The sequence below is a fragment of the Alteromonas abrolhosensis genome, assembly GCF_001953635.1.
In the GTDB taxonomy this organism is placed as follows: Bacteria; Pseudomonadota; Gammaproteobacteria; order Enterobacterales; family Alteromonadaceae; genus Alteromonas; species Alteromonas abrolhosensis.
Window position 1 is genome coordinate 54,463 of sequence record NZ_MEJH01000011.1, and the last position, 14,817, is coordinate 69,279.

Genomic DNA, 14,817 nt, shown 5'->3' on the forward strand with positions numbered 1-14,817 from the left:
ATTGAATTATTTTTAAACTATGTGGGCAATAAAAAAGCCCCGACTAAAAGCCGGGGCTGATAACCACGTCATAGGTTATCAAGCAGGATCTTTTAGGCGATTTTCATTGCTAACAAGCTGCTTACTCAAATGCTTATAAATACATTCTTTCAACCGACTTACACCAACAGGTTTTGATATGAAGTCGTCCATGCCCGATTTCAAGCATTTTTCTTTGTCACCAGTTAATGCGTTGGCGGTTAACGCTATAATGGGGACGTCGCGAGTCTCTTCTCCCATTGCTCTTATATGTCGCGTCGCCTCCAGCCCGTCCATAACAGGCATATGACAGTCCATTAAAATAATAGCGTAGGGCGAATTTTCTTTTAAAGAAGCTTTAACTTTATTTACCGCCTCTTCGCCGTTTTCGGCTAAGTCGGCAGATAGCCCCACCTCTTTTAGCTGCTCTTTAATTACCAGCTGGTTTATTTCATTGTCTTCTACGATTAGTGCTTTAAATGCACTCAACTCTTTTCTTGAAGGAATGTAGACAGGGTCAAAACCACAAGCTTTTTCAGCGACCGCCCCCGCATTTGCATTGTCTAGCATTAAACTAACAATGAATCGCGACCCCACACCAATTTCACTGCTAACTTCTATCTTGCCGTCATAGTGCTTAACAATCTGACTAACAATTGCTAAACCTAAGCCTGTGCCACCGTATCTACGCTGTATTGAGCTCTCCGCTTGAACAAACGGCGAAAAGATTAACTGTTGTTGTTGCTTGCTGATGCCAACACCTGTGTCAGTAACAATTAATTTAACTTTAAACCGCCCTTTACCATACGGTGTACATTGAGTATCTACCGTTACCTTACCTTCTTTCGTAAATTTAATCGCATTGTTCAATAAATTGATAAGAATTTGTCCAATTCTTAGTTTGTCCGCAATAAATGTCTTTCCTTCAATTCCCTTTGTGCTCACGAAAAGCTCGAGACCTTTTTCGTAAGCTAGTCTATTAAACATAGGCACTTGCTCTTCTATTGTGTCAGCAAGGTTGGTAGGTGATTCTTCAAACGACATGTTGCCAGAGTCGATTTTAGAGAAATCGAGGATATCGTTAACAATGTTGAGCAATGACTCAGCGCTTCGCATTGCAATACTCGCATGCTCGAACTGTTTGGAGTTAAGAGATGTACTCATCAGTGCCTCAAGCATGCCTTGCACGCCATGAATAGGCGTTCTAATCTCATGGCTCATATTCGCGAGAAATTCACTTCGTGCCTTCAAGGCACTTTCTGCCAAATCAGTTTTTTGTTGTAACACCGCTTTATCTAAGTACAGCTGCGTAATATCAACGGTGGCACCAATGACCTTAATGCAACGGTCATTTTCCATGACCGGATGAGCTCTACTTTGTAACCAACGGGTTTCTCCTGCATCGGTGCGAACTTCCAGTTCATAGGAAAAGTCTTCACCCGTTTTAATTATTTTATTAAATCGTTCTACATAGGCGGCGCGCTGTTCGTCATCTACGATGAATCTGATCACGTCTTCTGGCTTAACCACCTTTTCCCCGTGTATATGCAACATGCGCTTTAAGGCACCTGACCAAATTAATGCTCCGGTATCTAAGTTCAGCTCCCATGTACCCACTCCAGCTAGATTGGTTACCTGGTGCAGTAATGAATTTCTTTCTTCTAATATCGCTTTTTGCGCATTGAGATTATTTATCGCTTGTTGTCGCTCTAACTCGTTGCCGATCCAGGAAGCGACCAACAGTAGATAATCCATTTCTAAGGGCGTGAAAGGCGCCTCTCGTGGCTTGAGAGATGAGAAGTTGACTGTTCCGAAGAATTCACCATGCACTCTCACTGGGGAAGCGAGGTAGCTTTTCAACGTATATTTTTCAAAGCATGGATGGGACGCCCCCGGTGATGTGTTTATATTGTGATACGCCACCACAGCATCATTTTTAACGACATCTGCACAATAGGTATCAGGCAGTGCAAATGTGGCTTCTAGTGATATGTCATTGTCAGGTGTAACAACACTAAGAACACGGTAACTATCGCCCTGAACATTACTTACAATCCCTGTTTCCAACCCGAGTATCTCCGTGCCTATGCTTAGCAAGCTCTCGAGCTTTTTATCAAATGGAAGAGCTTTATCATTTGATATGGTTTGTAAATCTTTAATGATACTCATGAGGATTTTCGGCCTCCCAGACAGCAAGTAAAAAGGCCAACGTTATTAACGTTGACCTTTTAAACTTAAGTGAAATATTCGCAGATGGAAGTTTTCACTCTTATCAATTAGTCTAATAAATAGACTAAGCGATTAATAAAGCACATTAATTTCATAACCTGTTGGTGTATCTGCCGGTTCAACCGTAACTATGTAGTTTTCTTCCTCTGTAAAACCGAATAACGCCGTTCTATCAAGTAGCACTTGTTCTTCGTTGTCATCTTCGTATACGGCTATCACTTCATAGTAATCCGAAGGCAATACTTCACTGGTACTTTCAGCAAACTCTAGGTTCTGCACATCGTACTCTGCAGTATCGATAGTTTCGTCATTTCTAACTAAATAGAAGTCCACATCATCAAAATCACTAACCAGGTTAATGAAGTTAACCGTTTTATCGTAGGCCTGAGGCAAACCGCTTTCCACGAAGGTCGCTGCACCAAGTTTATTGTTGGTGTTGTATATGAGAATAGCTTTACTCTCGCCCTGATTAAGCGTAATTAGCTTGTTGCTTAGTGACGTAACTGTTCCTGATGGATCCGTTACCGTTACGCGATAATCGCCATAGCGGATAGTGCTGAATTGCGATAATTCACCGGCAGCGAGGGTAAAACTTACGTCTTCTTCGTTAGTATTTCCGCCAAAAGTAACCTGAAGTTCTGCGTCAAGATTGGTTGAGTTATAAATACGATATTGAGAATCTGCTTCCACATCGGTAAGCGCCGTTACTGAAGAGGAGTTTAAGATTGTGTCTACCACCAGCCCATCTTGGATTGCCCCACTTACGTCACGAAGTGTCATCAAGTATTCAGTTTCGTACACAAAATCGATAGTTTGTGACTCGAACACAACTTCGTCACTTCCAGGTTCGGTCAGGTAAATCGTGTACTCACCTTCATCGAAATAGTCGCTGTCGTCATCCGCGTCCCAGTAATCAAATTCAATCATGTCTCCCGTTGTAACCGTGCCGAGAAAATTAGCAGCTTCAAACGGGTCGCCAGACTCACTCATGTAGAAATCATAAGACGACTCATCTACCGCTACTGACAAAGCGAATAGCCGAAAGTGATCTTCCATGGTTTCGCGCTGATACGAATAGGTGGTAAATACAGGGTTACTAAAGTCCCCACTCATAACCACTATGGTTTTATAGCCATCTCGTAAATTAACGCTAATTTCGTCAATTAATACTTCTTGGTCGTCTGAATCAGTGCGTATGAACTCAAGCTCTAGATCACCATCCTCCATAGAGTACATTGATGTTGTGTCGCCAAATTGGGCAGAGCCAAAGCTATCGCCATCAACTTCGCGCATTTCTACGTTGGCCCCGTTAGGTGAAGCGTTGTAAAACTGTATGTAAGCATATGAATAGTCTGAGCTACTGCTGTCTGAGCCACCGCAAGCGGTGAGCCCAAGCAGTGCAATAAGCCCTATAACTATTGCTCGAAACCCTGTTCCGTTAAGCAAAGATTGAGAGGTCAATTGCATAAATTGAATGTCCTTTGACGTTGTTTTTAGTTGGATAAAGCCTGCACTTAAGCTATTAGGCACATGTACAGTGTGCTGTCTTGGCACGCACAATACAGCGATATGGCTACGTGAATAGCGCTTAGTTCAGGGCTTTACGCCATCTTTGCAAAGCTGACCTTTCTTTATAGAAAATTGACATTCAAGGGAAGAAACGAAGCGGGTATAAATTGCTGCTGTGCGGTTGGCATAATCACGTTGGAGTACGTTTACTTGTTGATTGCATTACACTCTCCAAAATGAGTTTGAAACGTGCAACGTTATTTAGGACGGGTCAAGGAAATAGAAAAAGCCTGCACAAGCAGGCTTTAACAATGTCTAAAGCCGGGACAACTTATTCGTACGAATAAGACAATGTCACACCGCTGTAGGTCGAATATGCACGAATACCAATGTGCCATGTACCTGCCGCTGGCGCGTCAAATGTACATACTTCGTTGTTGCCATTTTGATAAGGGCGACAGTCGTAGCTATTAGTCTGAGGTTGAGAGCCAAACTTCACATAAAGGTCTGCGTCGCCTGAACCACCCGCAGTACTGATGGTCATTTGCGTTACGCCCTCTGGGATAGTCCATGTGTAACGATCCCAGCTACCACGAGAACCTGAAAGACCAGTTAGCTGACCTGATACTGGCTCTACGCCTGGCTCAGAACCGCCACCGCCACCAGTGCCACCACCCGCACATCCGTTGGTGTTAAGGTAGTTGTAAGCATCAGCCAGCTGCATTAAACCGTAGCCATAGAAGTTATCGCGACCTGCGCTACCTTTATCTTTAGCCGTTGCGTTAAGTGCACTACGAATTTGGTTATTTGAACACTGCGGGAAGTAGCTCCATACCAGCGCTGCACCACCAGCAACGTGCGGAGTAGCCATTGAGGTACCGCTTAGCGATGCATAGGTGTTAGTCGGATAAGTAGACTGAACTGCACTACCTGGCGCCGCAATTTCAACTTGATCGTTGTACTGGCTGTAGCTTGCACGGTTTTCGCTTGAATCTACCGCTGCTACCGACATTACCGCATCGTATGAAGCTGGGTAGGATTTGGCGCTGTTACCGTCGTTACCAGCCGCCGCAACTAACAACATGCCTGCATCAGTGAAGCTTTGCATTGCATTACGCTCGGTGGCAGATGAACTGCCGCCACCTAAGCTCATGTTAACTACGTTTGAACCGGCGTCCTGACACTGCGTGATAGCATCGATAAGGTCAGACGCATAAGTCCACTGGCCGCTGTCGTTAAAGATTTTAACGATATGCATGTTCACACCAGGATATACACCAACAACCCCTTCGTTGTTATCGTATGCCGCAATAGTACCCGCTACGTGAGTACCGTGGCCGTTACCATCGTTATACCAGTTACCCACAGCGCTGTTGTTCGCTTGACCGGTAACGCCGTCGTTTGTGCCAGGCAGATCTGGGTGACCTAGGTTGTAACCAGTATCAATGATACATACTTTGCGAGCCGTGGTATCTGACTGTGCAAACTGATTCGCCTGAACCATGGTGTAGCCGTAAGGTGTAGTTTGCGCCATAGGCTTACGACGAACATCCACCTCGATGCTTTCTACGTTAGGGTTTTTGCGAAGTTTGTTTAGTGCAGACTTGCTCATGGTAGCCGCAACCATTTTGTGCTTTTTAAGCTCTTTCTTGATTGCACCGCCGGCTTTAATAACTTCAGATTTAGCAGATGCGATATCGAAAGGCTTTTTACCTTTTGAGTTAGCACTTGCAATTTGACCTTTCCCTTTCAATGCACTCACTTCAACCGTTTCAGTGGTCATCTCATCTTTAAATTTGATGATATAACGCTCTTGGTCAGCAGTAACAAGACGATCGACAGTCAATCGCTTACCTAGTGCTTGTTTAAGGGTTTGAGGTTTTTCTTCAATTTTAACCAGGCCTTCGCCCGCTGCCAATGCAGAATTACCCATTAAGCCAAGTGATACAGCTAGAGCAGCTGCTGTTAGACATGTGTGTTTCTTATTTAATTTTGAGTTCAAAATTTATTTCCTGTTTTATCTGTCTTATTAACTTCAACACTGTTTTATTCCGTGCTTTTGAAGCTATTTGTTATTAAGTGACATACAGGTATAACCATTACCTCATACGAAAAGCTCATCCATGACAACCGACGCAACTGCGTTGCAACGACCTACCCGTTTGTCAGGTATATAGACAAATGGTATTACCAAATTATCTACAAAGCTCATATTAGGCGGCGAATCAGGCAGTTGAGTATATTGCCCTAACCCTGGTGAGCATTTTTAATACCTTTAAAAATGCACAAAAAAGCAACACAACTTACGAAAGCCGCGCACAATGTATGCTATGAGCCAATTCATGGTAGGAATAAAAAACTATAATTAACATTAATTTTACAAATTCAAATGTAACAAAATATTAAGCGCTTTATAGCAATGCTTAAAAATAAAAAAGCGCGTACTAAATAGCACGCGCTTTGTTAAAAACTAACTAGGGTTTACACGCTTAGCGCATCAACCCGAACAATATGAAATTACAAACTTCTTTGTCTCACAATCTCGTACAAGCAAACACCCGTAGCTACCGACACGTTCAAACTTGTCACGCTGCCAGCCATAGGAAGCTTCACCAACTCATCACACGTTTCTTTAGTAAGCCTACGCATGCCTTTACCTTCAGCCCCCATAACTAATGCAGTTGGGCCTTTTAGATCTACATCGTAAAGGGTTTTGTCGGTTTCACCGGCGGTGCCTACAATCCATAGCCCTTTATCTTGAAGGTGCTTTAAGGTTCTGGCCAGGTTAGTGATTTGAATAAGTGGAACCACTTCAGCTGCGCCACAGGCCACCTTTCTAACTGTGCCGTTTAAGCTTGCTGATTTATCCTTCGGTACTACTACCGCGTGCACCCCTGCTCCATCGGCAGTACGCAAGCACGCACCTAGATTATGCGGGTCGGTTACACCGTCTAATACCAAAATTAAAGGCTGCGCTTCGCTTTCTAAAATTTTGTCCAAATCGGCTTCATCTAGCACGCGTGCGGGTTTTGCTCTTGCTACCACGCCTTGGTGTTGCTCACCGCTTACTTTGTCATCTAGCGCTTTGCGCTGACAAAACTGAACTGAAATACCGAAACGACGGGCTTGGTTAACAATGTTGGTTAAGCGCTCGTCATTGCGACCTTTTAACACTAACACTTCCATTACACGCTCGGGCTCTTTTTCAAGTACCGACTGCATGGCATGTAAACCGTATAACCATTCTTGCTGCGCCATTTAACGCTTACCTCTTTTATTCAATGACAGTGTTTTGCCGCTGCTACCGCCTTTTGCGCTGCCGCGACTTGACGATTTTCCACCGCTACGACTAGACGAGCTTGAGCCGCCTTTACCTTTGCTCCCTTTCTTGTCAGAACGCGAGCCTTTGCCTGTGCGTGATTTGTTATCAAAACGAGTAGGTTTATCTGAAGCCTTTTTAGCCGACCTCACCTTTACCTTCTTACCCTTAGTGCCGCGCAGCATAGACTTATCGAGTAATAAATCAATCTTTCTTTCATCCAGATTTACTGCCGCTACAGTCACTTCTACCGTATCGCCAAGCCTAAACTGGCGATGACCCGACTCACCGACCAACGCTTGTTTAACGTCGTCATAGTGATAATAGTCATCATCTAGGGATGTAATGTGTACCAAGCCGTCGATGTGGTATTCGGTAAGGCGTATAAATAAACCAAAGTTTGTCACCGAGCTGACCACACCTTCAAAAGTGTCGCCGACGTGGTCGAGCATAAACTCACACTTAAGCCAATCGGCCACGTCACGGGTTGCGTCGTCCGCGCGACGTTCTGTCATAGAACACTGTTCGCCTAACTGTTCAATTTCTTCAACGGTGTAATTTTTCGCGCCACTTACCGCTTTTTTACCTTGCTGTTTGGCAATAATGCCTTTCAATGCACGGTGCACCACTAAGTCTGGATAACGACGTATCGGTGACGTGAAGTGCGCATAGGCTTCTAGCGCCAAACCAAAGTGACCTACGTTGTCACCATCGTACACCGCTTGTTTCATGGAGCGCAGCAGCATGGTTTGAATAAGCTCTTCGTCTACTCGACCGCGAGTTTTAAGCACCACATCGGTAAATGCGGCTGGCTCAGCATCTTCAACAATGCGATGAGGAATGCCAATCTCACTTAAGTAGCTGGTAAATGCAGTAAGCCTGTCGGCGTCTGGTTTGTCGTGCACACGATATAGCGCTGGCGCTTCATGCTTTTCTAACATCAACGCCGCACTCACGTTTGCCATGATCATGCACTCTTCAATAAGCTTATGCGCATCGTTACGCACCAGCGGCACAATATTTTCAATCTTGCGCTGGGCGTTGAATACGAACTTCACTTCTTGGGTTTCAAACTCAATGGCTCCGCGCTTGGCACGGGCTTTTTTAAGCGCACGGTACAAGTCGTGAAGATTGCGTAGATGAGGTACATGAGGCTCGTAACGCTGATGAAGTTCTTTGTCGCCCTGCAGAATATTCCACACTTTGGTGTAGGTTAAACGGGCGTGCGAGTTCATTACCGCTTCGTAAAACTGGAATTCTTCTAGTTCACCATTTGCACTGATGGTCATTTCACACACCATACATAGGCGGTCGACTTCAGGGTTTAGTGAACACAAGCCGTTTGACAGTACTTCTGGCAACATAGGAATTACTTGGTCAGGGAAATAGACCGAGTTACCGCGCTGCTGTGCTTCATCATCAAGAGCGGAGCCTGTTCTTACATAGTGACTTACATCGGCAATGGCTACCCATAGCTGCCAGCCACCATCGTCGAGCGGTTCGCAATATACCGCGTCGTCGAAGTCGCGGGCGTCTTCACCGTCAATGGTAACAAGCGGAAGCTGGCGCAAGTCTATACGACCTTCTTTGGCTTCTTCGGGCACTTGGTCAGTTAGCTTTTCCACTTGCTTGGTTACGCCTTTAGGCCACTGATGTGGAATATCAAACGTACGAAGCGCCATTTCTATTTCCATACCTGGTGCCATGTGCTCGCCAAGTACTTCAACAATTTTACCCACCGGGCTCATTTTACGGCGCGGACGCTGGGTAAGCTCTACCACGACCACCTGCCCCATTCGGGCACCGTGCGTGCTTTCTGGTGGAATGACAATTTCGTGCTGCAAACGGCTGTCATCTGGCACGACCATGCCAAAACCTTGTTCAACAAAGTAGCGTCCAACAATAGGCTCGCTGCGAGGCTCAATGACTTGTGTTACAAATGCTTCTTTTCTTCCTCGGCGATCGGTACCACTGATACGCGCTTCTACCACATCGTCGTGAAGGAACAGATTCATTTGCCCTGCACTGATAAATAAGTCACCGCTTTTGTCTTCAGGACGCAAGAAGCCGTAACCGTCACGGTGACCAATAATTCGGCCTTTAATGAGCTCTTCACGGTTTTGAAGTATGTATTTTTTCTGTTTGGTGAATTGCACCTGCCCTTCGCGCTCCATAGCACGCAGTCGGCGCTGAATTCCAATTCGCGCTTCTTCGTCGAAGGCGTTCACCAAGTTGCAGATATCAAGAAACGACAACGGCTTGTCGTGCTCTTTTAATAAGCTCATCAAATATTCACGGCTGGCTACCGGATTTTCGTACTTCTCTTTCTCGCGCTGATAATGCGGATCATCACTCATGTATTTTAAATTTACCTTTCGTATTTTGTTCACAATGTTTTCGTTCGTGGCTTAGTTACTCAAAGCGCTATAGAAAACTTGGATATGATTTCTTAGACACACAAACCATATTTGGTTCATGTGGTTATTTGCTGCACAGTATAACAGTATTTGCGGTAAAACATTGACTGTTATTACGGAATCTCAACCTGACATCTGTATGTCACAAACACTCAGTATAAAAATGGGTTTTCGTTTTTGTTGCATGTGCGTTCAACAAAACAACCACATAACGAATCACCTTACGAACTTTATAAAGAGCAGGCATATGGATAGAAGATCGTTTATAAAGCTGTCGTCACTCGCAGGCGCGAGCGTGGCAGTGTCTACTGGGCTAGCGGGCTGCACTGTTAACTCTTCGGCAAATAACCAACCACAAACGGATGCCACTTTTACTCATGGTGTGGCCAGTGGCGACCCATTAAAAGACGCTGTTATTATCTGGACACGCGCCGTGCCAGACTCGGGTGCAGGCCCAGGCTCGGGTGCAGGCCCAGGCTCGGGCTCAAAGTCAGGTTTAGCCAAGGCCGATATTTTATGGGAAATGGCAAGCGATGCGGATTTTGCCAATGTGATAAGTAGCGGTATTGTTGAAGCGAAAGCAACTCATGATTTTACCGTAAAAGTGGATGTAGCAGGACTTAGTCCAGCTCGTCGTTACTTTTACCGTTTCAAAAGCGCTAATAACACAAGCCCTGTGGGTGAAACCCGTACGCTGCCTAAAGCCGATGTGTCTAACGTCACGTTCGGCATATTTTCTTGTTCCAACTACCCCGCTGGCTTTTTCACGCCTTACATGGAAGCAGCGAAAGACGACAACATCGATTATGTATTGCACCTTGGTGACTACATATATGAATACGATGGCGAAGGTTACGCAACTGAGCACGCCAAGGAAATTGGCAGGACCTATGCGCCTGATAACGACACCGAGCTTTACACTCTCACTGACTATCGCAACCGCTATGCTCTATACCGAACGGATGAAGGTTTACTTTCACTACACCAACGTAAGCCCTTTATCGTTGTGTGGGATGATCATGAGATTACCAATGACACCTATAAAGATGGCGCTGAGAATCACCAAACGGATGAAGGAGATTTTTATGCCCGTCGGGCTGCGGCAGTGCAAGCTTATTACGAGTGGTTACCCATTCGCCCACCCTTTGGCACCGAGCGCTTAGAAATTTATCGCCAGTTTACCTTTGGTAAGCTTCTTGATTTATACATGCTCGACACCCGCGTTCTTGCCCGCGACAAACAGCTTGAATACGCCAACTATCGCGATGCTGAAACTAAAGCGTTTGACCAAGCACGCTTTATGAAAGACATCGGCAACCCGAACCGCGGTTTACTCGGTGAAACCCAACGCAACTGGCTCCATTCGTCTATGCAGCAAAGCCAGGCTAAATGGCAGGTGTTAGGGCAACAGCTATTAATAGGCCGCATGCTTTTCCCTGTATCGATCTTTAACGGCGTTGAACGCAAAGCAATACCTGCCCACGTACACAAACTTGCGAATATTAAACGCAAACAAATGCAAGGTGGCGCACTTAGTGAACAAGAACTAGCGCTTATTAATACGGTAATGCCTTACAACTTAGACGCATGGGATGGCTACCCTATTGAACGGGAACAGGTGCTGATGCAGCTTAAGTCTATCGGCAAACCAGTTATTGCCCTTGCAGGCGATACACATAACGCATGGCACAATAAATTAACCCTTAACGATGGTTCAGAAGTAGGGGTTGAGCTTGCGACACCTGGGGTAACATCGCCGGGTATGGAACATTACTTAAGCATGGATGATGAAATGGCAGAAAACCTCGCCGATGACCTACCGCTTCTTATAGAAGACTTGCAGTACTGTAACCTTCACCAGAGGGGCTTTATGACATTGAGCGTTAGCGAAGACAGCGCAATAGCCACTTGGCACTATGTGGATGTAATTTTAACCAAAGCTGGAAAGGTGGTTAACACGCATAGCTTTGAGATTAAGGCATAGCTTTCTAAAATTTTATAAGCGTGTATAGGCTTGAGTCTATACACGTTATTTGTACGAGAAGAAACTATAAACGCTGTTTTACACCTCGCACAATGAGCTTAGTGCTTTCCACAAATAGTTTGTTTTTAATCTGCGCTCGGCCATTGCTGAGCATCATGAAGAACACGTAGTATTTCGATGCAATTTGTAATGATGTTTTCTCGATATATTACGATAAACGGCAGGCCATTAATCACAAGTTCCCGCGTATTCTTCAATCGGCCATGACGGCCTGCTCTAGGATGTTCTGATAAGACTAGGTGCGAACTATCAATAATGTTCATGACAACGTCAATAGCTACAGAGGGGCTATTTTCTTGAGCAATATGAGCTTCAATTTTCTCTAAATCGGTGCCTGCAAGATCAGTCCATTTGAGCTGCACGCTTAGCCTCCCACTTAGCTTTGACACCAGTATGGTCGGTCAAACGTCCCTCATCAGCGGCTTTCACTCCTTTTTCCACCTCTTGGATAAACCACTCTTCGCGAGCAACAAACTGCTTGATGGCTTCGGCCATCAGCCACGCCCTAGGTCTATCCATTGCTTTAGCCATTTCGCCTACACGTGCAAGTGTTTCATCATCTAATCTCACTGAGGTAGCTTTTAAAGGCATGCAGATTCTCCGAGGTTCTTAAAGAATCTTTATTGTAACTGCACTAGCATTAAATGTCTTCTTTTGCTTTTCATCTACAAAGACTGAGTGCAAGACATTTTAGTTAAATTGCACCAATTAAAAACAGAGCCTCTGATACTCCTTATTGTAATCCATATAATTTAAATTACGTCCTATTCCCATCAAAATAGGGGCATAATGACGGGAATAGGTACTCTCTATTCTTTACTTCTAGAACTCGTAATAAACACGCACACCAGCAATGCGTGGCATCCCGCGTACGAAAGTAGGAATACCCAATCCACCGCCTGTATTACCAGCATCAATCAAGAATTCTTTATCAAACAGGTTGTTCATGTAAAACTCATAGGCAAACTTGCTGTTGTCTTGAAGCAGCTTCACCGATACATCAGTCAGTGAGTAAGTATCCTGAGAAAGACCAGGGTAATTGCTGCTTTCAAAAAACACTTCTGACTGGAAGCTGGTAAGCCAGTTAACATCAATGTCAAAACTGTCCATATTGAATACTTTGTTGATGTTTATTGCGCCGCTAACTTCTGGCGCTAAGCGAAACTTATTGCCACCGTACTGGAACTCAGATCCATCAGCAGTATTGTCTGCAAATTCAGCATCAAGGAAACCAAGGCTTGCTGTTAGCGTCAGCGTCTCGCTATAGTTATAGGTCGCCATGCCTTCAATACCCGACATGGTCGAGTCGCCTACCGTTACAGTAATAGACTGTAAGGTTTCTGCGTCGGTAAAGCTTTGCTGATAATCGCTGTATTCGTAGGTGAAAATGGCACCTGAGAACAGGAAGTTCGCGCTTTGGTATTTAATACCTAAATCGTAACTGTCTACTATTTCAGGTTTAGTCACATTAACGCCACCTGCGTTAGCATCCACAACTGGTGAACGTCGTCCCCTAGCGTAATTCGCGTATACGTTCCAGTTGTTATTAACATCATAGCTTACGGCAAAGCGCGGCAGGGTATCGTCAAAGTCGCGCTCGGCATCGAACGTAAATGCACCGTCTGCAGTAGTATAAGTATTACGGGTATAACGTGTTTCGTCGATATAGCGCACGCCAGCAGTAATGTTGATGTCGTCGGTAACAAAATACGACACCTCAGCAACATAAGACGCAATATCAAGCTCAGCTTCAAATATAAACGGCCCTTGTATCATAATAGGCGGCAGTGCAGGGTTAGAAATAGGAGAGCCATCTTCATTAAACAGTTGCGACACTAACATCGCACGCAGTGCTTCTATTTCTTCTAACGATGCGCCGGTAGCGATATTCTGATTTAGCGGAATGTTTGAGGTGGCCTCAAGCTGTGCTTTTACCGCATCGAAGGTACCCCGTATAAATGGGTCGACCATTACATAATAGGGCAAAATAGAGTCGTCTTGAGTAATAGACGCACCTACAAACGCGGCCAATTTATCACCCGAGTCATACACTAAACGCATTGACGCACCTTTAAGCGTAGCATCGTTATCGAAATAGGCATCTTGAATTCTAAGTGCTGATCCATCAGCATCGAAACTTTCGCTTACTTCTACATCTTTATAGTATGCGTCGGCATGCAGACTGAGCATTTGGTTGAAATCGTAGTTTACGGTTAGGTCATAAGCTTGAAGCGTTCGTTCAATGCCTAGTTCACTGCCTAAGCTAAATTCGGCATCAGTAAAAGGGCTAATATCTCCGCCATTGGGGGCGATAGAGCCTGATTTGAAGGCAATGCCCGGCTGGTCGTTATACTCCATGGCTGCGCGCGCAATGATTTCAAGCTGATCGTAATTCGCTCGCCATGTTGCACGTAGTGCTTGTACTGAAACACCCTGAAGATCTTCGCTGTTGCACGGCACTTCTTCACCAAGATGGTTGTACATATTTGCATTACCGTAATAGGAGTCAGCGCTACAGGCATTGTTTTCTACAATGCCGTCCATTTCGCGATAAAGACCTGCTATACGAAAACTGTGGTTGTCGTTAATAGGTTGGTTATACATGAATTCAAGTTCTTGCCCTTGCTCTGAGTTATAGCCAACCTGTACCTTGCCTTCTTGTTCGAAGGTGGGAAGATTAGAATGAATACTCACCGCACCATTGGCTGCCGCCACACCAAACAAGGTTGGCTGGGGGCCTTTTAAAACCTCTACGCGCGCAATATCAAAAAGCGCGACGCTGGCTACCGTCTTTTTACTGATATCAAAGCCATCTTGATATACAGAGATGCGAGGCGTTGCCGATACCGAAGATACGTCGTCAGTCACGCCCCGAATATTAAAAGACGGTAGGCTTACGGCCTGCTCTTGAATTTGAACGTTAGGTAAAATTCGAGAAAGCTCATCAAGTTCCATGATATTGGTGCGCTCTAAGAACTCGCTACCTATTACATCCATAGTAACAGGCACATCCATAACGGACTGCTCACGCATTTGTGCGGTTACCGTAATCTCTTCTATGTAGTTATGTTCGTTTTCTGTGTCGGGCGCTAGTTCTTGTGCAATTGCGGCGCTTGATAGCGCAAATGCAATTGTTGTGGCAAGCAGAGAGCGTGGATAAACCGATCGTGGGTACAGAGGACGCATCAAATCATTCCTTTTGTGTGCTTATTGGGTGTTTTATGTATTTTTTAAACATTTCGCCGACAGATTGGCGACATTGCCTAGCGTTTAGAAATATC

General features: G+C 45.0%; 9 protein-coding genes. 1 reads left to right on the forward strand and 8 read right to left on the reverse strand.

The genetic code is table 11. The annotated features are described in order from the left end of the window. Positions 1-78: 78 nt before the first annotated feature. The 5 genes from BGK61_RS15405 to rnr all read right to left on the reverse strand — a co-directional run bounded on the left by BGK61_RS15405 (position 79) and on the right by rnr (position 9,432). A complete protein-coding gene (locus tag BGK61_RS15405) occupies positions 79-2,187 on the reverse strand; it encodes a GAF domain-containing hybrid sensor histidine kinase/response regulator (protein WP_076012719.1) in 2,109 nt (702 codons plus the stop codon). A 132-nt stretch (positions 2,188-2,319) separates the two neighbouring features. After that, positions 2,320-3,714: a DUF4397 domain-containing protein gene (locus BGK61_RS15410; RefSeq protein WP_076012722.1), complete on the reverse strand. Its 1,395-nt coding sequence runs from the start codon at positions 3,712-3,714 to the stop codon at positions 2,320-2,322. Positions 3,715-4,087: 373 nt separating this feature from the next. After that, positions 4,088-5,758 carry a S8 family serine peptidase gene (locus BGK61_RS15415; protein WP_076012720.1) on the reverse strand — a complete coding sequence of 557 codons (1,671 nt, stop codon included), beginning with the start codon at positions 5,756-5,758 and terminating at the stop codon, positions 4,088-4,090. Positions 5,759-6,273: 515 nt separating this feature from the next. Further along, the gene (gene rlmB, locus BGK61_RS15420) at positions 6,274-7,014 is read right to left on the reverse strand and encodes a 23S rRNA (guanosine(2251)-2'-O)-methyltransferase RlmB (RefSeq protein WP_014950916.1); all 741 of its coding nucleotides are present in this window, start codon (positions 7,012-7,014) and stop codon (positions 6,274-6,276) included. Beyond that, a complete protein-coding gene (rnr, locus tag BGK61_RS15425) occupies positions 7,015-9,432 on the reverse strand; it encodes a ribonuclease R (RefSeq protein ID WP_076026107.1) in 2,418 nt (805 codons plus the stop codon). Positions 9,433-9,739: 307 nt separating this feature from the next. Between rnr and BGK61_RS15430 the strand changes: the two genes are divergently transcribed. Then, positions 9,740-11,476: an alkaline phosphatase D family protein gene (locus BGK61_RS15430; RefSeq protein ID WP_076011160.1), complete on the forward strand. Its 1,737-nt coding sequence runs from the start codon at positions 9,740-9,742 to the stop codon at positions 11,474-11,476. 125 nt (positions 11,477-11,601) lie between these two features. Here the strand turns inward: BGK61_RS15430 and BGK61_RS15435 are convergent, their stop codons facing one another. The 3 genes from BGK61_RS15435 to BGK61_RS15445 all read right to left on the reverse strand — a co-directional run bounded on the left by BGK61_RS15435 (position 11,602) and on the right by BGK61_RS15445 (position 14,722). After that, positions 11,602-11,898 carry a type II toxin-antitoxin system RelE/ParE family toxin gene (locus BGK61_RS15435; protein ID WP_076011161.1) on the reverse strand — a complete coding sequence of 99 codons (297 nt, stop codon included), beginning with the start codon at positions 11,896-11,898 and terminating at the stop codon, positions 11,602-11,604. Next, positions 11,879-12,127 carry a CopG family ribbon-helix-helix protein gene (locus tag BGK61_RS15440; RefSeq protein ID WP_014999714.1) on the reverse strand — a complete coding sequence of 83 codons (249 nt, stop codon included), beginning with the start codon at positions 12,125-12,127 and terminating at the stop codon, positions 11,879-11,881. The genes BGK61_RS15435 and BGK61_RS15440 overlap by 20 nt, the downstream gene beginning before the upstream one ends. Positions 12,128-12,358: 231 nt before the next feature. After that, complete coding sequence (locus tag BGK61_RS15445; RefSeq protein WP_076011162.1) at positions 12,359-14,722, reverse strand: TonB-dependent receptor; 2,364 nt, start codon at positions 14,720-14,722, stop codon at positions 12,359-12,361. Positions 14,723-14,817: the final 95 nt, after the last annotated feature.